This window comes from Bacillus sp. EKM501B, assembly GCF_011800505.1.
In the GTDB taxonomy this organism is placed as follows: Bacteria; Bacillota; Bacilli; order Bacillales; family Bacillaceae_G; genus Bacillus_A; species Bacillus_A cereus.
The window spans coordinates 123,452-147,327 of the sequence record NZ_JAALFZ010000001.1 but is presented as its reverse complement, the minus strand read 5'-3'; the positions used below and the strand labels follow the sequence as shown (position 1 = coordinate 147,327).

Below are 23,876 nucleotides of genomic sequence, written 5' to 3'. Positions count from 1 at the left end.
TTGAATATAGTTAAAATATACCATGAAATGAGTTGGAACATATGAGTGAATTTAAAAAGAACACAATTGCAACAGATGAAGATTATTTTAGACTATCAGACCATGTTTATGACGACTATTATTTACACAAAGGAAGAAAAATCACAGGAGTTAATGGGCAAGAATGGAAAGTGATAGAATCAATAGATGCAGATAAAGAGAAAGTAAAAAATGGATTACAAGCTATCGCAGTAGTACCAGCAGACAAATATGATGAAAATGCAACACATTATGATGATATAATCCTAGCATTTCGCGGTACAGAGCCTAACCAATTAGCAGATTTCGAAACAGATATCGATCAGATTACGTTTGGAATTAAAACACATTCTAAAGTAATTACTCCAAGTAACAGTCAAACTATAAAACCTAATTCTGAAACATCATTTGATACTGGATTAAAATGGGCAAAAAATGACATCGTAGCAAAATATAACCCTTCTTCTCTTCATACCACTGGACATAGTAAAGGTGGTGCAGAAGCAGACCTTATCGCTTCAGAATTAGATTGTTATGCAACTACATGGGCTGCACCGAATCCCTATCGTATACTAAGTCCTGAAGCAAAAAAACGAGTAAATGAAGGGAAAATGGAAAATAAAGCAACTGATTATACACATGAAAATGACCCAATTGGTAACCACACTCAATTCGGCGCACCTCTAATTGGTAAACAATACACATTGAGACAGAACGATACAAAAGAAGGATTTCTTACACGTTTAACTATGGACGGACACGGCAGAGATACATTTAGGGGATCCTTTCATTCAAACGGAAGTCCCATATTAAAATTAGAACCTGAAGACATTATAAGACAAGCAAAAAAAATTCAAACACTCAGCAATCGATTATCAGATATCGCAAAAAATATAGAAGAGTTTCAAAGAAACGAAGCTGAAGCAGTTCAAAAGTTAAAAAATCAATTAAAACATGAAACAGGGCCAGGTGGAAGATATCATTTATTAGAAGAACACGAAGTAGATGAAGCCATCTCACAAATTGCTAAAATTAGAAAAGGTGGAAATGACTATTTCCATGACGCAAACCTAGCAGAAGAATTAATCCATCTTTTAAAAAAAGAACAAAAGAGTTTAAGCCGATTCGGAGATGATATTAGTGATGCAGCAAATTCACTAAGAGATAAAGACAACCAATTAGCATCAAATTTTCAAATTAAATAAGGGGATAATTATATGATCGATTTTATGGGAGAAATTAAAAAGATAGAAAAACAAATCGAAAATGCTGCAGGAGATTTAGCAAATCAGGTTGTTGATGAATTACAAGCTGCTAAAAAACAAATTGAAAAAGAAATGCAGCGTATGATGTTAAAAACAGAAGTAGGGTTTAAATCAATAGATATTATAAAAGAAGATACATATGCTCTTCAAAAAAACATAGGGGCATTTCATGAATTACAAACAAGTCTAAGAGATATAGCAGCTGAATTAGAGAAAAGTTTTGAAAGTAAAACTGGCAGTAAAATCAATGAAGAATTAAAGAAATATGAAAAACAAATTAACAACAACATTTTTAATGAGCATGTTCACTTGGCAAACAGTTGCGGAAAAAAATAAGGGAAATAGAAAAAAAGTCCTCTTAATATAGGACTCTTTTTTTGTTATTCCTGAAAGTAAACTTTTAAATTACCTTAAACATTGAGTTCACACCAAATCTTCTGATACTCTCAAAATATAAAATAAAAGTATACATTCGAAGTATTATAAACAAAGAAGTTGAATCCCTCATAAGAAAAGATGAGTATCTCCTCACTATCGAGATACTCATCCAAAGAAAACATAAATTAACTATTAGTATTTAGCTCTTTACTGTATTTCTTTATAAAAAACGCCATTATTAACGTAATAATTCCTATACCTAAACCAAGTAATTGATCTAACGAAATTACATCACGAAAAATCCAACGTATAATAAATCCCGCACTAAATACTAATACAAGTAAAAAACCAAAATATTTTAGTCCCCCATATACGTCTCCCATACCCAAACCCCTCTTAATTTTATAATTAATTCATCCATAAATATAAAATATTATTATTGATTTTGTTTTTCTCTTTCACCTACAACCCAAGCTACTAATAAAATTGAGCTAGTTGCTAACAATGCTGTAAAAACTCCCATTAAACATTTCTCCTTTTTACAAACACAATTAACCATATTATACCATATTGACAATGCTTACAAAGACTTAGTTACCATAACATCACTTATCGGGATTCAATGTATCTAGAAAAAACCCCTTCAGTTTACTTGCTGAAGGGGTTTCGTATTTACATAATTATCGTTATTGGAATCAAAATAAGCTTACACATCCAAACTATTGATAATAGCTAATATTTGATGATCTGTCCATTTGCCATTAATCCTTATATTTTCTTTCGCTATACCTTCTTTTTTAAACCCCACTTTTTCTAATACACGAATAGATGCTATATTATCAAGCATCGCTCCTGCTTCAATTCTATGTAGCTTTAATTCCCTAAAAGCAAAATCTACAACAAGTTGAAGAGCCTCTGTTGTATAGCCCTTTGCATTATGCTCCTTATCTAAAGTGAATCCCGTATAACAGCTTTGGAGGTCTCCCCTAACAATTTGAGTTAATGAAATGTCTCCAATCAGTTTATCATTTTCTCTTAAAAAAATTCCAAAAGGGTATACTTGCCCTTCAGCTGTCTTTTTTAGAGCTTGTTCAAGACGTATTTTTTGATGTTCTTCTGTATAAAAAACTTCTGGGAGCAACGGACAAACTCGTTGAAAAAATTCGCGATTTCTAATATGTAAGTTAGCTAACTCGTTGGCATCATCAGTTTTATAAAGCCGAATATAAATGTGCTTCCCTACTAGTTTCATAACATCCCTCCAACATTTTTATATGTCTAATGAGGCAAAAGTATACCGTATACTTTATACAGTTGGCTATTGTCAGGAATCATTTTGTACGAAAGAAAAGACACTCCATATGAGCGTCTTTTCCAATAGTTTTTAGCAGAAGCAAGAAGCTCCAACGATGATTAATAAAATGAATAACACAACTAATAAAGCAAAGCCTCCAGAAAAGCCACAACCGCCACAACTACCACCATAACCCATAATAGTTCCTCCTTTAGATAAGAGGGGAAAACTAAGGTTCACTCATGTATTTTAATGGATTCGTTTCATCTTATGTTTTTCCGCACTGATTGAGCAGGTCCTTTCGAAAACTATTCACATATTAACTATATTTTTAAAAATAAATAATTTAACTATATAAATAGATAGATAAATTAATATAATGTATTAATCCTAAAAGAAGGGAGGAATAGCCATGCAATTAGTTTGTTTTAAAATAGTAAGTGGTCAATATTTCTTATTTGTAGAAGGTATTCAAATTCCTGTACCAATTCCAGCAGTTGCTGCAGCTTTATTAATTGGTTTAGGAGTAATTCCACTTTGTTCTTAATGTAAAGAATTCGGACCATTCCTATCTTTCCATTGGAAAAGCCTCAAGTATATGAATACTTGAGGCTTTCTTTATATCAGAGAAAAAACACCTTACAGCGCTTGAAGATCTCCTGATTTAATTAATGCGGCCGTTACATCATCACCGAAAGTATTGAGACAGAATACTTGCTCGTCTACCTTATCCATCACTGTAGCTTCACCTATCACGCCACCTTGAAGTTTAATAAAATAGTTATGTTCTTCTACAATTTTACTAAAATCTCTATTTGCCCATCTTTCAGTAATTGCTAATAGCTCTTCTTTGTTCTTGAAATTGTTTCCGTTTAGAATATTTCTTACTTTCTCTGCATTCTTTTTGGACATAGGGGTTGCTCCCTTTCCTTCACACGCTTTTACTTTTTGATGAGTCATGCTATGCATAGCTGAAATAACTTCTTCTTCAGTAGAAGTTACTGTAATGTGAAGTTGTGCATTTGAACCTTTCACTTCTGCTTCATTCGATAGTATGTCTTCTTTATTAACCTCTGCAAAAACATGGTCCTCACCCTTAAGCGGGACTTCAGCAAACTGTAATATTCCATAAGTCATACCAGTTGCAAGTACTACTCCCCCTATAATAGATGCTAGCCAATACTTTAGCTTCTTATCCATCTTCATTTCCCCCGTCTTCGTTTACATATCTTAACTAAAGAATACCATATTTAATTCCTTTTTATTGAAGAGTCTCTAATTTCTACTATTTAAAAATGATTATATCGTCTAATGTAATACGATATAATCATTTTATAATACAAAAAAAATCATATTCTCATTCCCTATTTTTTTGGAGGTGATTGTCTTGAATAAAAACATCAATCTACTTCTTCAAATAATAATTGGAATTATAATTATGATTGCACCTATTCTCATAACAGGATCTATATACGATGTCACTAAATCATTTGGTTAACTATTAGTGGCAGAACTTATTATAAGAACACTTTCTCTCATTATTGGACTTTTAGTTATTAGCACGGCTTTGCATCGTTATTCTCAATAATTATTCATGTTCAAAAAATACAAATATTTTACATACCAATTCTTATGTATTAAGACATCAAAAACAAGTGTTACGAAAAAAATATAAAAAAGACATCTTTTTTAGGGAAAGATGTCTTTTTTATATAAACCTTAATGTTCGTTCTGTAAAACCCTCGCTGCCTTTACTCCCTCTTTCTCTTCTTTTAAAAACAACGATACGATAAAAGCAACAATGATAAAGACTAACCCTAGTGCAAATGCACCTTGGAATCCAGACGTTAAACCGTTTAACTTCTCTACTGGATCCAGTGGATTTGCGGAGCTTTCCATATAGCTAGTTGTTCCTGAAGACATTTTCGATATGAATATAGCTGTACCAATTGCGCCAGCTACTTGTTGCAGTGTACTAAACAGTGCTGTTCCGTGCGGATATAAATCTGGTGTTAATTGATTTAAACCGTATGTTTGTGCTGTCATAACAAACATGAGTCCAACCATTAATACGCTATGCATAATAATAATTTGTACCATTGATGTATCAGGAGTAATGCCTTTAAATAAGAACATTGCTATCCCCACTAACACAATACCGGGAACGATAATAACTTTCGGACTAAATTTATCAAATAGTTTACCTGCGATTGGTCCCATTATGGCGCTAATAACACTTCCCGGAAGCATGATGATTCCTGATTTAAAAGCTGTAACGAGTAAAACTGTTTGCAGGAACATCGGTAATAAAGTCATCGTTGAAAATAACGACATCATCACAATGACGATTAATCCAACTGATAATGTAAACATCGGGACTTTAAATGCGCGTAATTCTAAAATTGGATTCTCAATTTTTAATTGTCGGACGACAAAAATACATAATGAGATAAATCCAACAAGTAAAGCGCCATACACTTTCGTATCAGACCATCCTAAATCACCTGATGCACTAAAGCTATACACAAGTCCGCCAAATCCGAGTGTCGATAAAAAGATTGATGGGTAATCTACTTTTGGTCTTGTTAACACTGAAACATTTTGAATGTACTTCATTCCAATCATAATGGAAATGATCACGACAGGAATAACAATATAGAATAACCAGCGCCAATTTAGTGAGTCTACGATTACTCCAGATAATGTAGGGCCAATTGCTGGAGCTGCCATCATTACAAGTGCGATTAATCCCATTGTTGCACCACGTTTTTCAGGCGGACAAATAATTAAAATCGTATTCATTAATAACGGTGAAATTAATCCTGTCGCTACCGCTTGGACGATACGGCCGACTAATAAAACGGAAAATGTCGGTGCGAATCCCGCAATTAATGTACCAGCTAAAAACGTTACCATAGCGATCAAAAACATTTGTCTTGTTGTGAGCCATTGCTGAAGTAACGCTGTAATTGGAACTAAAACCCCAACAACCAACATGTAAGCTGTAGAAAGCCATTGAATCGTTGAAGCTGTTACGCCAAATTCTTTCATTAATACTGTTAACGCATTACCAAGTAATGTTTCATTTAATAATGCAACCATTGCCCCTAAAAGTAATGCAATTAAAATAGGGGTATGTTTCATATTAGAAGTATCAACTTTGCCACTTGCTGGGCTCTTAGTTGTCATATTCATTTGCAAATTCTCCTCCTGTTTCTTACTAAAAAACTTTAAATACACCAGAACACATGTAATATAATATACATATGTAGATTAAAAAGGGAGAATCAATTTTCAGCCACTGTATATTTAATCTACAAAAAAGGAGAATTGTAGATGAACGATAATGAAAAACAAATTGATTTACGTATTAGACGTACACATAAATTACTATGGGATTCCTTATTTGAATTAATGACACAATCAAAACAGAAATATAGTACGATCACAATTAACCAAATATGTGACCGCGCGATGGTACACCGAACAACCTTTTATAAACACTTTGAAGATAAAGATGCTTTATTAGCATTTGGATTTAAACGATACAGCAAGATGATTGCTGAAATACCCGTTTCAGATCGATTAAGTAAACCATTTCAAGTAATGGAACAATTTCTACACCATGAAGAAATCGGTAAAATATTAGAAACGCAAATGTCTGATGAACAATTTATTAACCGGACACAGTATTTAAGTCACGAAACGAGAAAACAAGAAATAGAAGCGTTACATCAACTGCGCAAAAATCATACGATGCCAAATGATTTAATCATTGAGTTTTATTCAGGGGCAATCACCTCATTAAGCGCATGGTGGTTTAAAAATGAAAGAAGCGTTTCTGCGGCTGAAATGGATAGGTATCTCCACCAACTTATTAACAGGGATATTTTTCAGTTTGAAGAGGAATAAGACTACACCTTTTCAATCATGCAATAAAGTGAAACTTTAATCAGTGGGGGGTTTTGTTCATCCCCCACTGATTATTAGTTGAACCAATCGGACTTTTACGGACAGTTGATCCCCCACCTAACTTCTTTGCTTCCACTGAATTTTGAGGTGGGGGTCTTACTGCCCGTTAAAGCGGGATCAAATTGACCACAAAATAGGAATATGATATATTTTCCGTAGAATACTATATAAGTATGACATCAAATAAAATGGCATATAATAAAAAGAAGAGATGCGCTAACATCTCTTCCTTAACTGCTACCGTATAGGGTGGTGGTTATTACACGTTACTATTTTTTACGAAACCCACCCTTTTGCTTTGGTCTTATCAAGACCTAATTTATAAAAAACGTTTAAAATCAATCCCCTAACATATTATATATGGCTAATATGTTAGGGGATTTCTTATTTTTTAATATGCCAGTTTAAGAAGAATTAAGGTACTGTATTGTAGTAGATTATAGGTATCTAAAACACTATATTTTAGATACCTCAAAGAATTTATTTTCCTAATTGAGCTCTTTGGCATGTATCTCTTCAATTATTGATATTATCTCAGTTTCAATTTTACTCAAATATACCCTTTGTTGAGATTCCTCTAGCTCATCACATATATATTCACATAGCGCGGTCTTTTCAAGACTTTGAGTTACAATACTTCCTCCGTAATTATCAGGTCTTGTAATCGTTTTATAAAATCTATCCTTTGGAAAATCAGGGGGTAGTGTTAATAAGTTTTCGACGCCTATTTTGAAAAGTTCATTTTCTTCATTTTTAGGTGACTTTCGAATGTATAAATTTGCTGAATCAATATCTGCATCTCTAGTGTTAGTGTCTGAATCATATAAAAGTAAAAACTTATTATTAGAGATATTATTGTTTGACAATAAATACTCTCTTGTATGATTTAAAGCTGTATCCCCTGTAAATTTATTTCCAGCAGCCTCTTTTCGCCCTACCCACTGGACTATAACAGGTAGATGCTTAAACCCAAATACTTCCAATGCTTTATTGATATATTTTTCATCTGTAGGTCCTTCAACTAACACTACTAATTTATCTCTGTCATAATTCAATTGAATATCAAAAGCTTGGATTACCGCTTGTTCTGGGGTCCAACCAAAAAAGGTCGGTTCTGCGTGTACATAAACCCCAGTTTCATTTTTTCCTAAGACAATAATTTTATCTTTTTCTTGTTTTTTATTGTGAATTACAAAAGGAGAATGAGTCGCTACAATAAGTTGTGAGGTCTGTACTTCATCCTCATTTAAAAAGAGTGTTTTATAAAAATCTAATATATTTAATTGCCAATTAGGATGTAAGCTTATTTCAGGCTCATCTATAAGGATAACAGCGCCCTTAGTCGAATATTTATCCTTAAGAAGAAAGCTTCCACGAAATACTATTTGTTTTTCACCTGAACTTAAATTATTTAATGATATTTCTTTTCCATATTCCTCAAATAAAACTGTCTTTCCTTCTGGTGAAGTTAATATTTTCTTAAATCTTTTGTTAGGAAACATGTAATGAAAAGCATTTTTGAACCTACTCATGCGCTTGTCCCTAATACCCTCTGAGACTATTTTATCCTGATTATATCCGGCCCACTCCGAAAATTCACTACTATCTAGCGCTTCAATATCAATTAATAATTGAGTGATTTCAGTTGCTAAATTTGAGGAAGATTTAATATTTAATTGTGTTGCAACATCAACATCTAAAGAAGAAGTAGTTCTAATTTCACCTGGAGTGTAGTTAACCTCGACATCTGAAAAAACACTTTTAAAAATATTTATCTCTTCTGAATCAGCAAAAGCATAGCCATCAAATTCTATAGGCGTTCCGCCTTCTCGAGAAATACTTGGTTTTATAGCCTCCCAATTGTTTTTTATAGAATGGTCTATAGTAACAGTGAGTTCATTTGTAACACTGTATCCTTGCATTCTTTGTTTGAACCTCTCGGAAGTATAAAGTCTATTTATTTCATCTTCATTCAATTCAAAAACGAATGTTTGCTTTTCCGTGGATATTTTCGCTGGGATTGGTAAGCTTAAAAAATTATAAATAATATTTAATAATGTTGATTTTCCTGTCCCATTTTCTCCAGATAGCAAAATAGTGTTAAATGGCACACCATTTGTATCACAAAAATCTAAACTAAAATTTCCTAATATCGGATTATTTGTTAAGTTAATAGATTTAATTTTCATGTTAGTCTCCCCTGTAAAAACGATTTAAAGTTGTATAAGCTCTTTATTATTTGATTTTTTATGAATCTTTTTAATGTCCCCCATAAAATTTCATCTTTAACTTGAAATGAAGAATAACATTTTTTTAACAACACCTGCTGAATTAGATAAGAATAGTCTTCATTCATAGAATCTAAAAGAATTAAATGAATATATTCTTATTACATACGGTGCCATTATGCATGGGAATGTCTGATACTTATATTAGAAGTCACTGCACATATTTGTTTCGCATAATTTTCTCTAATAAAAAAGCAATATCTCCAAACTAAAGCTAGCGTTCCTTCAAAATAAGTTTCACTTTGAATAAAAGAACAGGTTGATAACTCCATTATAAGGTAATAAATTCAATTGTAAAAGACTTACACATTAAGATGTAATCTATTAAAATGATGTAGCCCTTTCTTCAAGCACTCCAGAAATAACCTTATAATTGATTAAACAATTTTATTTTTATGAATCGTAAACAGCCGATTTCCTTGTAATATCAGAGTATCTTTTTATAAAATTCCTTACAATTTTTTGTAGATATTTGAGTAACTCACTTTCAACTGTTCACGTAACTTTTTATTCTCATCCTCTAACTTCTTCATACGTCGCTTTAGGGAAGCAATAACAGCGTCTTTATTATTGTCATTCATTTCTCGCTTTAATTGTTTTGGAGTAGGTACTTGTGATTCTTGATACCGAAGCATTTCAATTCTATTTCTCAGATTTTCTGTTTTATACAGCGTTGCCTTTGATACACCAGATTCTTTTGATACACTATTAAAGTTTATACTTTGATTTGTTCGTAACAGCCTTTTAATCCCCTCATCTACCTTTTGGTAAGTAGCTATTTTTCTAGATGCATGAATTTTTTTTAAATGTTGTACGCGATTGTAATCTTTCATATTAAATACCTAACTTTCTTTTCATTCTTTCCTGTCTACCAAAAATAATATCGCCCTTTTGGATAGTTCTCAGAATATCTTCATAACGCGTTAAATTTTTCTCATATTTCTCTATTATTTCACTACGTCCTTTTTGTTTTGCTAATTCCATAGTTTTAGATGTTGTTTTTATAAGTAACTCATATTTTTGTACATCTAATTCAGAAAATCCGATAGCCAAATCCCTACAAGGGCTTCCACCATTACAAGTTAGACATGGAGGCTCTTCCATATGAGGGCAATTGCCGTTTAGACGAGCATGACATGTCCCATACGGATTATCCATTGCATTTAATTTATGATCTTGCCACAATGCATCTAAAATATCACTAGGTATGTTTTCAGTTGCTGTAATCTCCTGTATTTCTCCATTTAAATTAAAACTAAATACTCCTTGATTAATTACAGATTCAAAAGCTTTTCTTTTAGTATCATCTAATAGTTTTGCGTATCTTAATGTCATTTCCGGAGAAGCATGAGCTAATAATTCTTGTACCGTTAATATATCTGCGCCACCATTCAGCATTTTCACAGCATAAGTATGTCTAAATTGATGGGTTTTAAAATGGAATAATTCACCATTTTCATCTACAATGTTTGTTTCAATTGCTAATTGATTTAACCTCCCTCTAATATAACTTTGCCCAAAGGGCCTTCCTTTTCTAGAACCACGATAACGTATAAAAATAAATCCTTCAGGATTATTATCTTGATTACTATTTTCTAATGATTTTTCAGTTAACACTGCAATCATGTCTGCTAATTCATGATCAATGGGAATACGATGTCCTTTTACATTAGTCTTCTCAATATTAGTCATAATAGAATATTGACCATTTAAAACCCTCAAACAATCATCCTTTAGGCACAGTACATCCGAAATACGTAAACCAGTTTTAAACGCAATCCAAATAACCGGGATGATTTCTTCATTTAGGCTGTTAATGTTAGTAAATAATTGTTCTAATACAAAGTCTGGGATGTAATCAATTTGATCAATAGGTTTTTTTTGAAGTTTCGGGAAATCTTCTCTAAAGATTAACATGCGTACATCAGTTTGAGGGGCGATGTCGTATTTATATAGTTGTATATCATTCAAGAATTTAGAAGTTATGGTTAGGGACTTATATATATAGTGTTCAGGATGTGCATTCTTATTTTTTAAGTTTTTTTCACAACATTTCCGTAACCATTGGATGTATCCTTCTATGTGGCTGCGCTTTAATTTTTTAATATCTACCCATGTAGATTCTACGGAAAAAATATAGAGAAAGAAATTCGATATATATATCATGTAGTTTATTGCTGTAGAAAACCTAAAATTATTTCCGTTCAACAATCTTAGTTTAATGTATCTTTTTGCTTGTTCACGAATATTTTTATGCTCAATTTTAGTGAAATCAATATAATGTGAAGCACTACTTTTGTTATATTTAAGTCCGTATTGTTCATGAAGAATTCTAATATCCCATCGGTCTTTTTGCCATTCCTCACGAAAATCCGCCAATATGAATAACTTTGAACATAATAGACGTAAAAACGCTGCGGCTTTAGTCTTTGCATTAGAGACTATCTTGCCGTATCTTTTTGTTTTACAAGTCGTACTTCTCCCTCTTTCATTGAGCCAAAATATCCATTCTCTTTCTGCACTTTCAATATCTAAATGAAGTAAGGATGAAAGCGTTGGATATTTTCGATTCATGAATGTTATTAATAGTCTTAAATACTGCTCGACCCCTTTAAATGCGGTATATATGTTCCATTCATCCCTGAAAATCCGTTGATAAAATATATATTTTACTTCCAGATTGACTGAGGGACTTTTAAATGAAAAGGAGATATTGTTAAACTTACTCTTTAAACTTATATATTTTTGTAATGAATCACTAAATTGTTTTATTTGACCAACACGTTCAACATCCCACATATCATTAATCAAGAAATACGGATCTTGAATTTGTTGTATTACTACTGAACCATCTTCGTGAATAGTTTTCTCTGGATATGTTAATAATTCCTGTTGTAATCGTTCATGAAACCCTCTTTCACCTGTAATTATCCGTTGAGTATTTTTCACATCCTTAGTCCTTTCCTTTTTTTACATTAAGTGCAAATGCTTCTTGTGCTTTCTGCCAATCTTTCCGAATTTCTTCATCAGAAGGATGAAGATAGAGGTTCATTGTAGTTTGAATATTAGTGTGCCCCAATCGTTCTTGTACCTGTTTAATATCCTTTGTCTCTTGATAATATAATGTGGCATGTGTGTGACGAAATAGGTGAGGATGAACAGCCAGACCCGTTTTTTTTCTTAATCGCTTAAACAGAGACTCAACATCTCCATATGTCATCGGTCTACCTTTATTTTCTCCCCGTAGTTTTACAAAAACAAAATTTGTATCAATATCTAGTTTATCAATAACTTCATATTGATAATCATCATACAAATCCATTAGGGATTGTGATATAAAAATCATACGTTCACCTGTTTTTAGTTTCGCTCCATTTTCTAACTCTCCTCGATCTGTTAAACGAATTTTATGCCCCTTATAATCAAATATAAAATCCTCCATAAATAAAGAAAGCACTTCTCCAATTCGCAAACCTGTTTCAAATAGAAGTTGGATAAGAAAGGAATCTCGAATATTCGTTGTTTCCAATATAATTCTTTTTACATCTTCTTTTGTCAGTGTATTAATTCTCTTACGAGGCTCTTTAACCTTTAAAACATTCTTTATACAAGGATTATCTTTATTTATATGATGAAGAAAACTCCTATATCGTTTATTTCCTCCAGTAAATACATATCGCATTAACATATCCTTTGTATTTTTTGATAACTCTCCATTACGGTATAAATAATCATAAAAGTTTGTAACTACTGTAACTATAAGGTTTATTGTCTTTTCGGTTTTTCTCGCCTTTATAGGCTGAATAGGTATGACTTTGTTATTTTCATATGGGCTTCTTATCCAACCTACAAATTCTACTAAATCCTCCAATTGTATCTTGTTATAATCTTTTTTGAATTCCTGTAAATACACAAAATATTGTTTTAACGCATAACAATAAGTTTTTTGAGTGTTACTACTCTTCCCAGTATTATCTAGATATTTTAAGTATTTCATTGCTGCGAATACGGGGATACCTGTGTCATCGATTAACATATATCTTTTACCTTGTTCTAAAGTGACTTCCTGTACATGCATAGTTAATCAACTCCTTTTTCACATTCAGTTAAAAACCTCGCTACACCTCCCGCTGCGAAATATATTCTCTACTATTCAACAAATAACTAACTAAATATTCTGTACATAATAGACATACTCCTCTATATCTGTATAAGGAATCTATTATATAACAAGAAAGTGGATACTATGCTTTATATTAAACATAGTATCCACTAATTATCTTAGTACATTTAATCCTACGGCGCGGAGTGGGTTTTTTGTTGTCCTTACCCAGAAGTTGCTTCCGCAAAAAATACGCTGAAACTTCACGTACAGTCGCTTTTACAAATTCTTTTACAAGGTCAAACAAAAACTCCATATTATCACCCCCTTTCCTTCCAAATGGAAAGAAGGGATAACCACCCACCCTCACAATATGCAGTTACATATATTTTATCAAATGATTGTAAAGATATTATGTAAACAAAACAAATGAAATTTTACATAGAAAAAAAGCCCTTCTAAACCGGGCTTTTCTATCATCATTATTTAGCGATCTTCTTCAAATCCGAACTTTCTATAATTGAAAGCATATCCACCTTTTATTAAGACGGACCATAACCAATAAGATGAGCAATTATAACTGCTATTAAACCGATTGAGTATTCAATTAGAATTAAAGGAAGAATCCACCTTGCCCACCTTGTCCATGAAATTCCTGCAATTGCTAATCCAGCCATTAGCGTACCACCTGTCGGAAAAATAATGTTTCCAATACCATCCGCGAATGAAAAGGATAATACGGCTGTTTGGCGTGTAATGTCCAATAAATCTGCAAGTGGCGCCATGATAGGCATTGTCAACATCGCATGGCCACTACCTGATGCTAAAATAAAATGAATCGCTACTTGGAAGTTGTACATTCCAACAACACTTAAAAAAGGAGAAATATGTTCCATTCCTTCCGACACTTGATACAGTAGTGGGTCTATAATATGCCCTTGATTCAAGACAACTAAAATAGCGCGTGATACACCAATAATTAAAGCTCCCCCGATTAAAGATGCCGATCCTTGTGTAAAAGATTCTACTGTATCATCAAGAGATATCTTGCCCAGAATTGCAATGATTATAGTTAAAATAATAAATAAGGCTGCAATTTCTTTTATATACCACTCGTACTTAATAACACCAAATACAAGAATAATATAATTGATTAAAAAGGCCGTTAATATCCATTTATGTCTTTTTGTTAACTCTACTTTCGCTGTTAATAGGCTGTCTTGCTCATTTGTATCGAATTTTCCGTAAATTCCGCTTGCAGGATCCCTCTTTACTTTCATAGCATGACGATAGACGAATGTAACAGCAATTACATATATGACTACGAATAAAATGAGGCGGAACCCCATCCCCGAATACATAGGAAGACCCGCTATCCCTTGCGCAAGTCCAACTGTAAACGGATTCATAATTGCCGTTGTAAATCCAACGGACGCTCCTACTAGTACCATCGCGGTTCCTGTTATCGTATCAAATCCAACCGCAAGAGCTAGCGGGATGAATAGAGGGACATACACTAAAGCTTCCTCAGCCATTCCCATTAATGACCCGCCAAGCGCAAAGAACAGCATGATAATAGGAATCATTAACTTTTCACGGTTAGCAAGTTTTTTTGCCATCGTTGAAACAAGAGCCTCAACCGTACCAGATGCCTTTAATACACCAAAAAACCCTCCGATAATAAGAATAAAAAAGATAATATTAGCAGCTTCTACCATCCCTGTAGGAATAGATTTTACCGTATCAAAAAATCCAAGTGGCGTTGATTCAATCCATTTAAATGAATTTGGATCTACTGTTGTATACCCGTTTTTTTCAATCTGTTCATATTTTCCGGCCGGCAATATATGTGTAATAACAGCCGCAATAACTAACAAGACAAGTAACATTGCAAATACGTTTATTTTCCATTCTTTTTTTTCCTTTTTTTCTTCTGGCTCGAATGAAACTGCCTTTTCTGATACTTGACTCATATACCAATCCCCTTTGCAATAAAGTGAAACTTTAATCAGTGGGGTTTTGTTCATCCCCCACTGATTATTACTTTTACGGACAGCCCGCAGTCTGTTTTCCCCACTACCACGACGTACCAAGCTATCCACCAATTCTTTTACTTATAACACGCTAGGATTTAACTACCTTTTTACTAATTTCATTTACAAATTGGTTAAATAAACGTTGCTGTAAGACATCCCTTTCCGACATCATTTCTGGATGCCATTGAACCGCTGCTACATAACGATGAGCTTTGGATTCAATAGCCTCTATCACACCATCAAAGGACCATGCGCTCGCCTCAAAATCTTTCCCTAATGTTTTCACTGCTTGATGGTGAAAAGAATTAACCATTAAAGATTTTTGGCCAATAGCCCCATAAATTTTCCCCTCTTCCAGAAGATCTACTGAATGAGAGCCTTGCCATTTACGGAACTGTTCTCGAACATGGAAATATTCTGGCCCCATCTCGTGCTCTAAGTCTTGATAAAGAGATCCACCAGCTGCAACATTTAGCACTTGTAATCCTCGGCAAATTCCTAGAATAGGAATATCTTTTTCTAAAGCCTGCTTTGCCAGATTTAATTCAAAATTATCTCGTTCTTCCTCTACAGTGCCTATATATGATTTTGGAGTATCATCGTAATAAATTGGATTGATGTCCGCGCCACCAGCCAATAACAATCCATCTAATTGATTAAGTGTGGACTCAATTTGATCCACTCCCTCAATTGGAAGTAGAACAACCGTTGCACCTGCCCTTTGAAGGGAGCGGATGTAGTCATAAGAAAAGAGAGCCATATCTTGACCTGGTAGCCCTCGCAAGCCCTCCTTCCCTATTTCACTATGATCAACATAATACCCAGTAACACCAATTAGTGGTTTCATTTTCTCTCACCTCATAATTTAAATGGTTTCGTTGTCTTTCTCTGTTGAAATTGTATACTCTTAACCTCCCTTTTCTAGCAAGTGGTAAAGAATTAAATATGTAAATTATGACTCTACTCATTTCCCTATTTCTTTACACACCATTGATACAAGCAAATATCATGCCAACATTAAAATTTAAACGATTATTTACACATATTTAAATATTTTGTCACTTTATCGGTGTTTACTATGTTGAAATGTATTATAATTGGTTATTAATTGGTTACATAATAACCAATTAATAACCAACTTTAGACCAATTCCATTCAACTAAAGAGGTGCTCTATGAACAAATTTGAAACTAACCACATTGTATTGATCACCGTTTTAAAAGAAACACGAAAAGCCCTACATCAACAACTAACGGAGATGGTAGGTGATCTCATAGATATCGAAAGTTTTTCTGTAGAAGAAAGTATTCCAAAAGTATTTCATTCTACATTAATTGTATTACCGAATACATTTACGATAGAAACGGTGAAAGACTTTATTGGGGAAAACTGCGAAGTAATAATAGCAAAACGAACATTAAATTATGAAAACGTGGATCAGCTTTTATTTTTACCAGAAGGCACACAAGCCCTATATGTGAATGATAATCATGAAACAGTATACGAATCCATTGAAACGATGCGTCAATTAGGGCTGAACCACATTGAATATGTCCCATACTATCCTGGAAAAACGAATATACAAATGATTAAGCTCGCAATCACACCTGGCGAACTTGAAATTATCCCTGACTTTGTAGAAAAAGTAATTAATATTGGTCATAGATTAATAGATATTACTACAATCATGTCCATTCTAGATCGATTTCATTTAATGGAGGAATCAGGTAACCACGTTTCTGAAAGATACTATCGAAAAATAGTAGATTTAACAAAGAATTTAGCGAAAGCTCATCGACAACTTCATCAAGTTATTGATGGTGTTGGTGATGGCATACTAGCTATTGATTATGAAGGAAGAATTGTCGTCTTTAATGAATTTCTGGAAAACATGCTGAAAATAAAAAGTAAAAATGCTATTGGTCATCCGATTGATGCCATTATTGATAATATCGATTTAGTGAACTTCATCCTTTCAAATAAGCAACAAGAAAGCGGAATATTTGTTGTAAACGGCTTGGATGTAATAGTGGAACGTCTACATATAAATGATCAATCGATTATTGTTACTTTTAGAAATGCCCTTAAGACCATCGAATTTGAACGGAAATTGAGAAAAGAATTTGTCAAAAAAGGTTATGTAGCAAAATACAATTTTCATAACATCGTTGGGATTAGCTCTACGATCCAAGACACGAAACAAATTGCCAAAAGGTTAGCTAAGACTGATTTAACTGTATTAATTGAGGGTGAGAGTGGTACCGGAAAAGAGTTATTTGCAAGTGCTATTCATAATGCTTCCCAGCGAAATAGCGGCCCTTTTCTTGCTGTTAACTTCAGTGCTTTATCGGATGATTTAGTCGAGAGTGAATTATTTGGTTATGAAGACGGAGCGTTTACCGGAGCAAAAAAGGGCGGGAAAATGGGATTATTTGAACAAGCAAATGGTGGCACTATTTTTTTAGATGAGATTGGAGATATTAGCCTGAAACTTCAAGCACGACTCCTTCGAGTATTGCAGGAAAAAGAGATTATGCGCGTTGGCGGAAGCCAAATTATCCCGATAGACGTCCGAATTATTGCAGCAACCAATAAGGATCTACTGAAAATGATTCAAGAAAATATGTTTAGAGAAGACTTATACCATAGGCTTAAAGTACTCTTTATACACCTTCCCGAATTAAGGGCGCGCCGAAATGACATTGAATTATTAGCTAAACATTTTGTCGCACTATCGGACCCTAAAGTCAAAATTGAACAAGAACTAATTGAAGAACTTCAAGGATATCCATGGTACGGAAATGTACGAGAACTTAAAAATACGATAGATTATATGCTTGCTGTCCGTACCGGAAACCAAATAACAAAAAATGATTTGCCTAATCAACATTATTTTCAAAAGCCTCCACATAAGAAAACAAATAGCGATCAGGCAGAAAATATTAAACCCTTTTCTTCAAATTCAAACGCTCTTGATCAAGAATCACTTTTCATCCTTACCCTTATCATGAATTATGAAGAAAAAGGAAAGGCAATCGGACGAAGAATTATTTCTGAAAAGAGCCAAGAAGTCGAAATGAAATTAACTGAGGCACAGGTTAGACACCGATTGAACTTCCTGAAGATGAAAGGTTATGTGGAAATAAAAAAAGGTAGAGCAGGGATTCATTTAACAAGAAAAGGGTTGGAGATTGTACGTAGTCTTTAGTCAAGGTTCGGATTTTCAGGTACATAGAGGCTGTTTTATAAACAGCCTCTTTTTTTTATGGAATAAAACGTCGATAAATTTAAGTTACAAATATTCAGAATTAATATTAAAATGAATAATGGGGATAGGGGTATGGGCTTATAAAATTTATACATAACGAGGGAATAGAAATGAAACTACAATTAAAAGCGGATTTAATGTTACTACTAGTTACATTCTTTTGGGGTGCATCCATCCTACTTACAAAACTTGGACTTGATGGCATAGAAGAATATAATTTAATCGCATTACGATTTATTATCGCTTTTCTTTTATCAGGTTTAATATTTTACAAACATTTATTTAAGATCGATTTTAAAACTGTAAAATATGCATTTATACTCGCTTCTGTCTTATTTATCGTTTACATTTTCGCGACTTTCGGTACAAAGTATACGAGTGTTTCTAATGCTGGTTTCCTACTATGTCTCACAGTCATTTTCATTCCAATATTATCAGCTATATTTTTAAAACACATTCCGGAAAAGAAAGTTATAGTAGGGATCATTTTAACGATAATAGGAATCGGCTTATTAACATTAACGAGCGAATTCAAAATCGGTAACGGCGATATATTTTGCATACTGTCTGCCCTGTTTTATGCGATCCACGTCATCATTACTGGAAGTGTAACGAAACATGTGAATTCCATTGCACTTGGAGTAGTGCAACTCGGCTTCGTCGGCCTATTTAGTCTTATTTTTTCATTCATTATCGAAACGCCAAAACTGCCTAGCACAACCAACTCATGGCTAATCATCCTAGCCTTAAGTATATTTTGCACCGCAGTCGCATTCATCGTGCAAGTTATCGCCCAGCAATACACGACGCCTACACATACAGGACTTATCTTCTCATTAGAACCTGTCTTTTCCGCAGGCTTCGCTTTCGTTTTCACAGGTGAAACGCTGACAGGAAAAGGATACTTAGGGGCTACGCTTATATTGTTGAGTGTGCTAATTGCTGAGTTAGATTTTAAGAGTTTGTTGAGGCCTAATTATAAGAAGAATATAGAATAAACATTTCACTATGATCAATAAACATACCCCAGAAAAATATGAGTTTATATTATTTTCATTCTCTTCACTTAGATTTTCTTTTTAGATGCTATCTTCAAAACAAGGTAGCATCTAAAAAATGTTAAAAAGAATTTTCTCCTGGTATCTTCTTATATTCTATGTAGACATCTTTGACCTTTTCTACGTTCTTTAATTACTTATTGAATATAGTCATACAGATTTTTCGCTAACAATAAACAAGTTACTGTAATGAAAAGAGCACGAACATACCCGCTTCCTTTTTTTATAGCAAATTTGGAGCCAACAATCCCTCCAGCAATTTGAGCAATCCCCATTATAAAACCATATGCATAGTTTACTTGCCCTACATACATAAACATCAACAATGCACCAACATTACTTCCTAAATTAAGAAGCTTCGCATTACCTGCTGCTTTTAAAAAATCATACCCAATAAATAAAAGAGAAAACATTAAAAATGAACCTGTTCCAGGACCTAGAAATCCATCATAAAAACCAATAGCAAAAACAAAAAAAGTAAAAATAATGACGTGTCGACCAGACAATTTTTTATGAGTGGAAATACTACCCCAATCCTTTTTGAATATCGTATAAATAGCGACCGCACCAAGCATGATCAGCATTAATGGCTTCAATACTTCTGGATTCATTAAATGAACAGTCCATGCCCCTATTATGGAACCTATGAAAGTGAGCGGAACTAATTTAAACGCCGATTTCAAATCAAGATTACCAGAACGATAAAACACAATATTACTAGTTGCACTTCCCATTGTCGATGCTAGTTTATTCGTAGCTACTGCACTTGCTGGATTCAGTCCTGTAAATAATAAAGCTGGTAAAGCAATGAGTCCACCACCACCTACAACTGAATCAATAAATGCAGCTAAAAATCCAAAAGCAATCAAAATCATTAATACGGATGGGTCTAAATAAAAATCCATACTATTAACCTCCCCTTTAGTCACTATTCGAATAGTAACTAATAATTTGCTAAATGTAAATAGTTATTGTAACGTTAAAATATAAAAGCAAACATCGGAGGACGAAAAAAGTGGACTACATAGTGCAACAGCTTAAAAAAATTGGTTTCAATGAATATGAAGCTAAATCTTATGTATCTCTTGTTAAACAGGGGCCTGTCACAGCCTATCAAGTGAGTAAAGATTCGGGTGTCCCAAGAGCACGAATTTATGAGATTTTAGGTAACCTTGTAGAAAAAGGAATTGTCATGAAAGAAGAAATAAATGACACCACCCGCTATTCACCTCTACCTGTTGAAATCTTTTTACAGAAGGCGCAAACAGAATGGCAATCTACTTACGAAGGAATAAGTGATTCATTAAAAAAACTAGAAACTTCCGAGGAAAAAACGGATAATCGAGTAATTACTTTAAAAGACAATCAAACAATCATTAGCTACTGTCAGACATTAATAAAAAAAGCAGAACGACGTGTTGTCATTTCAATGTGGGATGAGATGTATGAAGCGTTAAAAGAAGATCTATCTGAAGTAGCTGATAAAGTTACAATACAAGGTATTACCCTACATGTTGAAGATCCCATTAAAAATCTAGAAGCCCATCGCATAACACCTTATACAGAAACCTTGTCTACAGAACATTGGTTTATTGTATCGATAGATTCTAAAGAGATGATTTATGGACCATCACTTGAAGAGCGTAATATTGCTTTTTATACAGATGACCCCGTTCATATATACTTATTAGAGGATTATGTATGGCATGATGTTTTAGTCAATCGACTTGTCCGACGTAGCCAAGATGACTTGCAGCAGTGGATTACTGCAGAGAGAAAGTCTTTCTTTATGGGGAAATAAGTAGCATATTGAAAGAATCAAAAAATAAAGCATAAGTGACTGAAATAGAACACTTATGCTTTATTTTATTTGCAAAGTGATACTCCAGTCTTTTCACTATTTTCCCTCCACAAACCGCCCAAACTCCTTCAAAAATCTCAATTTAAAACTCCCCACAGGTCCATTCCGATGCTTTGCCACATGAATCTCCGTCATCTCTTTCTGCTTCGTTTCCTTATCGTAATAATCCTCGCGATACATAAGCATAATAACATCCGCATCTTGCTCAATTTGTCCTGTCTCTCTTAAATCAGATAAAAGAGGGCGCTTATCTTGCCGTGCTTCTACCGAACGAGATAATTGTGACAATGCTACTACACAAACATTTAATTCCCGCGCTAATAGCTTAAGCTTACGAGAAATCTCACTAATCTCTTGAAATCGATTTCCCTTATGCTTCGGATCGCCCGTAATAAGCTGCAAGTAATCTACAATAACTAAAACCTTCTTATCACCATGCTTCCTCTTTAACTTACGAGTTTGCATCCAAATATCTTGCACCGCAACACCTGCGTTATCGTAAATCTCAAATGGTAATTCCCCGATTTCCGTAAACGCCTTACTCACCTTTTCCCAGTCCTCTATCGCAAAACGATGCTTCGGATTTTTCAGCCTACCTCCTGACACTTCAGCTACGCAAGACGCCATCCTTTTTAACAATTGCTTACTACCCATCTCTAATGAAAACAATCCAACCGCCACTCCAGACTTCGCCGCATGCAGTCCAACATTTAGGGCAAACGCAGTCTTCCCCATCGAAGGACGCGCACCAAGAACGACAAAATCACCTTCCTGCAATCCGCACGTCATTTTATTTAGCGATGTATAACCAGTCTCAATACCAGTAATCTCTTTCGCATCTTGATGAAGCTCTTCATATAAATCAACTAGCGCATCCTTCAAATCAAATTCACATACAGAGTCTTTCTCCTCTAACTCACAAAGTGCCGTAATCGTCTCACCAATAATTTTCTCATTCTTCTCCGTAATAAGACGCTCTCCCATCTTGTGCCCGAGAACACCCGCCTGATACATTTTCCAGGCACCTCGAACAAGCCCCTCATAATAAGAGAAGTTAGCAATTGTAGGCACACCATCCATTAACCCTATAAAATATTCCATTCCCCCGATCCCCTCTAAAAACTTCGGATCTACCCTAGAAATGAACGTCACAAGATCAATCGGTTCTCCCTCTTCTTCCATTTTCCGCATTAACTGAAATATAGACTTGTGCACTGACAGAGAAAAATACTGCTCCGTCAAACGGCACTCCTTAATAAGCTCTCCATCAATTAATAGAGAACCTAACACCGTCTTTTCCGCCTCCACATTTTGAATACTCATGGCCGCCACCCGCGCTCCGCTAAAAAGCGCTGCAACTCTTCCTCAGACGGCGCATTCTTCTCCCACTCCTCACACCTCGCCAAAAACTCCTCCGTCTCCCCCGTACTAACAGACGACTCCTTCTTCCGAAAGCTCGCCGTATCCGCCTCAACCTCAGAAACTTTCGTAAATCCTTTCCCGTGCCACCCTCTCAAAATGCCCTTCACATAAGCAACCGTCCGCTTATTATTCTCAAACGCAATTTGAAGAGCCTTCAGCACAAGCTCCTCTGACAAATCTTCCATCCACGCACTCAGTTCCTCCACAGTATGCGGAGACAAACTACCGAAATGTTGCTCATAAAAAGAAAACACGCGACTTCCCGGTTCTTCCTCTATACCCTCTTCTTCCTCTGTCTCCTCGCAAACTGGCTCAACATCATCCACAGCCAAATCACTCGGCATACCGAAATGCGCTAAAAGCATCGGAACATTCAGCTCCTCCTCTACGCACTTCTGAAGAAACATATGTACAAACTCCTTATTCTTCACACCCTTCAGCTCACGAAGCACACACTTCTCCACATTCATATTCGTCACCGGATTATAACGAAGCCAATTTAAAACAAATAACTCCCGCGTATCCGCATCATAAAGAATCTTCCCATAATCAATGAAGCGCTGCACAAGCTTATCAACAGTCTCCCGATTATAACCCGTCTCCATCTCAGCTAATCGCTTCGGAAAAGGAAAAATCCCACACTGCGTCGTCTTCGAACAAGTCAACAAATAAACATAAAAATAACGCTCCTCCGGCGTCAAATCCAAAACAAAATCATCCTGCCAAAAATTCACCTGCACATTACGGTATACCGCCATCCTAATTCCTCCCGTCTCCGTTCAAAAGTAAAAGCCCCTTCATAATATATATGGGAGGATGGCCGGGTTTTTGGCGTGTTATTTTTAATTTTTTTTGACTACTACTACGGTGTTTGTTGGTGTTTTTGTTTTGTTGTGTTTTTTCTTAGTGATTTA

The 23,876-nt window shown here is 34.5% G+C and carries 22 protein-coding genes and 1 pseudogene; 8 read left to right on the top strand and 15 right to left on the bottom strand.

All coding sequences use genetic code 11. From position 1 onward, the window contains the following. The first annotated feature begins 41 nt into the window (after positions 1-41). Together HFD78_RS00755 and HFD78_RS00750 are read left to right on the top strand one after the other, a co-directional pair. Positions 42-1,223: an alpha/beta hydrolase family protein gene (locus tag HFD78_RS00755; RefSeq protein ID WP_001288660.1), complete on the top strand. Its 1,182-nt coding sequence runs from the start codon at positions 42-44 to the stop codon at positions 1,221-1,223. A 12-nt stretch (positions 1,224-1,235) separates the two neighbouring features. Then, positions 1,236-1,619: a hypothetical protein gene (locus tag HFD78_RS00750; protein ID WP_000564899.1), complete on the top strand. Its 384-nt coding sequence runs from the start codon at positions 1,236-1,238 to the stop codon at positions 1,617-1,619. 227 nt (positions 1,620-1,846) lie between these two features. On the opposite strand, the gene HFD78_RS00745 is transcribed toward HFD78_RS00750, so the two are convergent. The 3 genes from HFD78_RS00745 to HFD78_RS00735 all read right to left on the bottom strand — a co-directional run bounded on the left by HFD78_RS00745 (position 1,847) and on the right by HFD78_RS00735 (position 3,153). After that, positions 1,847-2,044, bottom strand: a complete 198-nt coding sequence (locus HFD78_RS00745) for a hypothetical protein (protein WP_000503139.1) — start codon at positions 2,042-2,044, stop codon at positions 1,847-1,849. 323 nt (positions 2,045-2,367) lie between these two features. Beyond that, positions 2,368-2,913: a GNAT family N-acetyltransferase gene (locus HFD78_RS00740; protein WP_000779770.1), complete on the bottom strand. Its 546-nt coding sequence runs from the start codon at positions 2,911-2,913 to the stop codon at positions 2,368-2,370. Between the two features lie 132 nt (positions 2,914-3,045). Beyond that, complete coding sequence (locus HFD78_RS00735; RefSeq protein ID WP_000540375.1) at positions 3,046-3,153, bottom strand: YjcZ family sporulation protein; 108 nt, start codon at positions 3,151-3,153, stop codon at positions 3,046-3,048. A gap of 214 nt (positions 3,154-3,367) precedes the next feature. On the opposite strand from HFD78_RS00735, the gene HFD78_RS29780 reads away from it, so the two are divergent. After that, on the top strand, positions 3,368-3,502 hold the full coding sequence (locus HFD78_RS29780) for a hypothetical protein (RefSeq protein WP_001177693.1): 135 nt from the start codon (positions 3,368-3,370) through the stop codon (positions 3,500-3,502). Between the two features lie 92 nt (positions 3,503-3,594). Here the strand turns inward: HFD78_RS29780 and HFD78_RS00730 are convergent, their stop codons facing one another. After that, entirely contained in the window at positions 3,595-4,155 is a 561-nt protein-coding gene (locus HFD78_RS00730) for a PRK06770 family protein (protein ID WP_000358638.1), read from the bottom strand. A 187-nt stretch (positions 4,156-4,342) separates the two neighbouring features. Here HFD78_RS00730 and HFD78_RS29895 point away from each other — a divergent pair. Next, positions 4,343-4,543, top strand: a pseudogene (locus HFD78_RS29895) (hypothetical protein). 131 nt (positions 4,544-4,674) lie between these two features. Here the strand turns inward: HFD78_RS29895 and HFD78_RS00725 are convergent. After that, positions 4,675-6,150, bottom strand: a complete 1,476-nt coding sequence (locus HFD78_RS00725; protein WP_001057544.1) for an MDR family MFS transporter — start codon at positions 6,148-6,150, stop codon at positions 4,675-4,677. Positions 6,151-6,291: 141 nt separating this feature from the next. On the opposite strand from HFD78_RS00725, the gene HFD78_RS00720 reads away from it, so the two are divergent. Then, positions 6,292-6,867 (top strand): TetR/AcrR family transcriptional regulator, encoded by a 576-nt coding sequence (locus HFD78_RS00720; RefSeq protein WP_000999275.1) that lies wholly within the window; start codon positions 6,292-6,294, stop codon positions 6,865-6,867. Positions 6,868-7,415: 548 nt separating this feature from the next. On the opposite strand, the gene HFD78_RS00715 is transcribed toward HFD78_RS00720, so the two are convergent. The 7 genes from HFD78_RS00715 to HFD78_RS00685 form a co-directional block, all read right to left on the bottom strand. Next, positions 7,416-9,116 (bottom strand): AAA family ATPase, encoded by a 1,701-nt coding sequence (locus HFD78_RS00715; RefSeq protein ID WP_000695213.1) that lies wholly within the window; start codon positions 9,114-9,116, stop codon positions 7,416-7,418. Positions 9,117-9,667: 551 nt separating this feature from the next. Beyond that, positions 9,668-10,048, bottom strand: coding sequence for a DUF6262 family protein (locus HFD78_RS00710; RefSeq protein WP_000656415.1), 381 nt, complete (start codon positions 10,046-10,048; stop codon positions 9,668-9,670). 1 nt (position 10,049) lies between these two features. Beyond that, the gene (locus HFD78_RS00705) at positions 10,050-12,164 is read right to left on the bottom strand and encodes a tyrosine-type recombinase/integrase (protein WP_000799346.1); all 2,115 of its coding nucleotides are present in this window, start codon (positions 12,162-12,164) and stop codon (positions 10,050-10,052) included. A gap of 4 nt (positions 12,165-12,168) precedes the next feature. Next, on the bottom strand, positions 12,169-13,293 hold the full coding sequence (locus HFD78_RS00700; RefSeq protein WP_000558428.1) for a tyrosine-type recombinase/integrase: 1,125 nt from the start codon (positions 13,291-13,293) through the stop codon (positions 12,169-12,171). A 178-nt stretch (positions 13,294-13,471) separates the two neighbouring features. Continuing rightward, positions 13,472-13,633 carry a hypothetical protein gene (locus HFD78_RS00695; RefSeq protein WP_000394756.1) on the bottom strand — a complete coding sequence of 54 codons (162 nt, stop codon included), beginning with the start codon at positions 13,631-13,633 and terminating at the stop codon, positions 13,472-13,474. A gap of 226 nt (positions 13,634-13,859) precedes the next feature. Beyond that, on the bottom strand, positions 13,860-15,290 hold the full coding sequence (locus HFD78_RS00690; protein ID WP_000084611.1) for a YfcC family protein: 1,431 nt from the start codon (positions 15,288-15,290) through the stop codon (positions 13,860-13,862). A gap of 151 nt (positions 15,291-15,441) precedes the next feature. Next, positions 15,442-16,200: a gamma-glutamyl-gamma-aminobutyrate hydrolase family protein gene (locus tag HFD78_RS00685; protein ID WP_000803244.1), complete on the bottom strand. Its 759-nt coding sequence runs from the start codon at positions 16,198-16,200 to the stop codon at positions 15,442-15,444. 327 nt (positions 16,201-16,527) lie between these two features. On the opposite strand from HFD78_RS00685, the gene HFD78_RS00680 reads away from it, so the two are divergent. Then, on the top strand, positions 16,528-18,561 hold the full coding sequence (locus HFD78_RS00680; RefSeq protein WP_001031772.1) for a sigma 54-interacting transcriptional regulator: 2,034 nt from the start codon (positions 16,528-16,530) through the stop codon (positions 18,559-18,561). Positions 18,562-18,731: 170 nt separating this feature from the next. Next, the gene (locus tag HFD78_RS00675; protein ID WP_000776060.1) at positions 18,732-19,619 is read left to right on the top strand and encodes a DMT family transporter; all 888 of its coding nucleotides are present in this window, start codon (positions 18,732-18,734) and stop codon (positions 19,617-19,619) included. Between the two features lie 197 nt (positions 19,620-19,816). Here the strand turns inward: HFD78_RS00675 and HFD78_RS00670 are convergent, their stop codons facing one another. After that, entirely contained in the window at positions 19,817-20,584 is a 768-nt protein-coding gene (locus tag HFD78_RS00670; RefSeq protein WP_000348425.1) for a TSUP family transporter, read from the bottom strand. 110 nt (positions 20,585-20,694) lie between these two features. Here HFD78_RS00670 and HFD78_RS00665 point away from each other — a divergent pair, with 110 nt between their 5' ends. Further along, a complete protein-coding gene (locus HFD78_RS00665) occupies positions 20,695-21,480 on the top strand; it encodes a TrmB family transcriptional regulator (protein WP_000384625.1) in 786 nt (261 codons plus the stop codon). A gap of 96 nt (positions 21,481-21,576) precedes the next feature. Here HFD78_RS00665 and dnaB read toward each other — a convergent pair whose 3' ends face one another. Next, complete coding sequence (gene dnaB / locus HFD78_RS00660; RefSeq protein WP_000027289.1) at positions 21,577-22,863, bottom strand: replicative DNA helicase; 1,287 nt, start codon at positions 22,861-22,863, stop codon at positions 21,577-21,579. After that, a complete protein-coding gene (locus HFD78_RS00655; protein ID WP_000312049.1) occupies positions 22,860-23,720 on the bottom strand; it encodes a DnaD domain-containing protein in 861 nt (286 codons plus the stop codon). Before HFD78_RS00655 ends, dnaB begins: the two co-directional genes overlap by 4 nt. Positions 23,721-23,876 lie beyond the last annotated feature (156 nt).

Coding starts and splice junctions, on each gene's coding strand:
- HFD78_RS00755 (WP_001288660.1), top strand. CDS start 42: ATGAGTGAATTTAAAAAGAACACAATTGCAACAGATGAAGATTATTTT.
- HFD78_RS00750 (WP_000564899.1), top strand. CDS start 1,236: ATGATCGATTTTATGGGAGAAATTAAAAAGATAGAAAAACAAATCGAA.
- HFD78_RS00745 (WP_000503139.1), bottom strand. CDS start 2,044: ATGGGAGACGTATATGGGGGACTAAAATATTTTGGTTTTTTACTTGTA.
- HFD78_RS00740 (WP_000779770.1), bottom strand. CDS start 2,913: ATGAAACTAGTAGGGAAGCACATTTATATTCGGCTTTATAAAACTGAT.
- HFD78_RS00735 (WP_000540375.1), bottom strand. CDS start 3,153: ATGGGTTATGGTGGTAGTTGTGGCGGTTGTGGCTTTTCTGGAGGCTTT.
- HFD78_RS29780 (WP_001177693.1), top strand. CDS start 3,368: ATGCAATTAGTTTGTTTTAAAATAGTAAGTGGTCAATATTTCTTATTT.
- HFD78_RS00730 (WP_000358638.1), bottom strand. CDS start 4,155: ATGGATAAGAAGCTAAAGTATTGGCTAGCATCTATTATAGGGGGAGTA.
- HFD78_RS00725 (WP_001057544.1), bottom strand. CDS start 6,150: ATGAATATGACAACTAAGAGCCCAGCAAGTGGCAAAGTTGATACTTCT.
- HFD78_RS00720 (WP_000999275.1), top strand. CDS start 6,292: ATGAACGATAATGAAAAACAAATTGATTTACGTATTAGACGTACACAT.
- HFD78_RS00715 (WP_000695213.1), bottom strand. CDS start 9,116: ATGAAAATTAAATCTATTAACTTAACAAATAATCCGATATTAGGAAAT.
- HFD78_RS00710 (WP_000656415.1), bottom strand. CDS start 10,048: ATGAAAGATTACAATCGCGTACAACATTTAAAAAAAATTCATGCATCT.
- HFD78_RS00700 (WP_000558428.1), bottom strand. CDS start 13,293: ATGCATGTACAGGAAGTCACTTTAGAACAAGGTAAAAGATATATGTTA.
- HFD78_RS00695 (WP_000394756.1), bottom strand. CDS start 13,633: ATGGAGTTTTTGTTTGACCTTGTAAAAGAATTTGTAAAAGCGACTGTA.
- HFD78_RS00690 (WP_000084611.1), bottom strand. CDS start 15,290: ATGAGTCAAGTATCAGAAAAGGCAGTTTCATTCGAGCCAGAAGAAAAA.
- HFD78_RS00685 (WP_000803244.1), bottom strand. CDS start 16,200: ATGAAACCACTAATTGGTGTTACTGGGTATTATGTTGATCATAGTGAA.
- HFD78_RS00680 (WP_001031772.1), top strand. CDS start 16,528: ATGAACAAATTTGAAACTAACCACATTGTATTGATCACCGTTTTAAAA.
- HFD78_RS00675 (WP_000776060.1), top strand. CDS start 18,732: ATGAAACTACAATTAAAAGCGGATTTAATGTTACTACTAGTTACATTC.
- HFD78_RS00670 (WP_000348425.1), bottom strand. CDS start 20,584: ATGGATTTTTATTTAGACCCATCCGTATTAATGATTTTGATTGCTTTT.
- dnaB (WP_000027289.1), bottom strand. CDS start 22,863: ATGAGTATTCAAAATGTGGAGGCGGAAAAGACGGTGTTAGGTTCTCTA.
- HFD78_RS00655 (WP_000312049.1), bottom strand. CDS start 23,720: ATGGCGGTATACCGTAATGTGCAGGTGAATTTTTGGCAGGATGATTTT.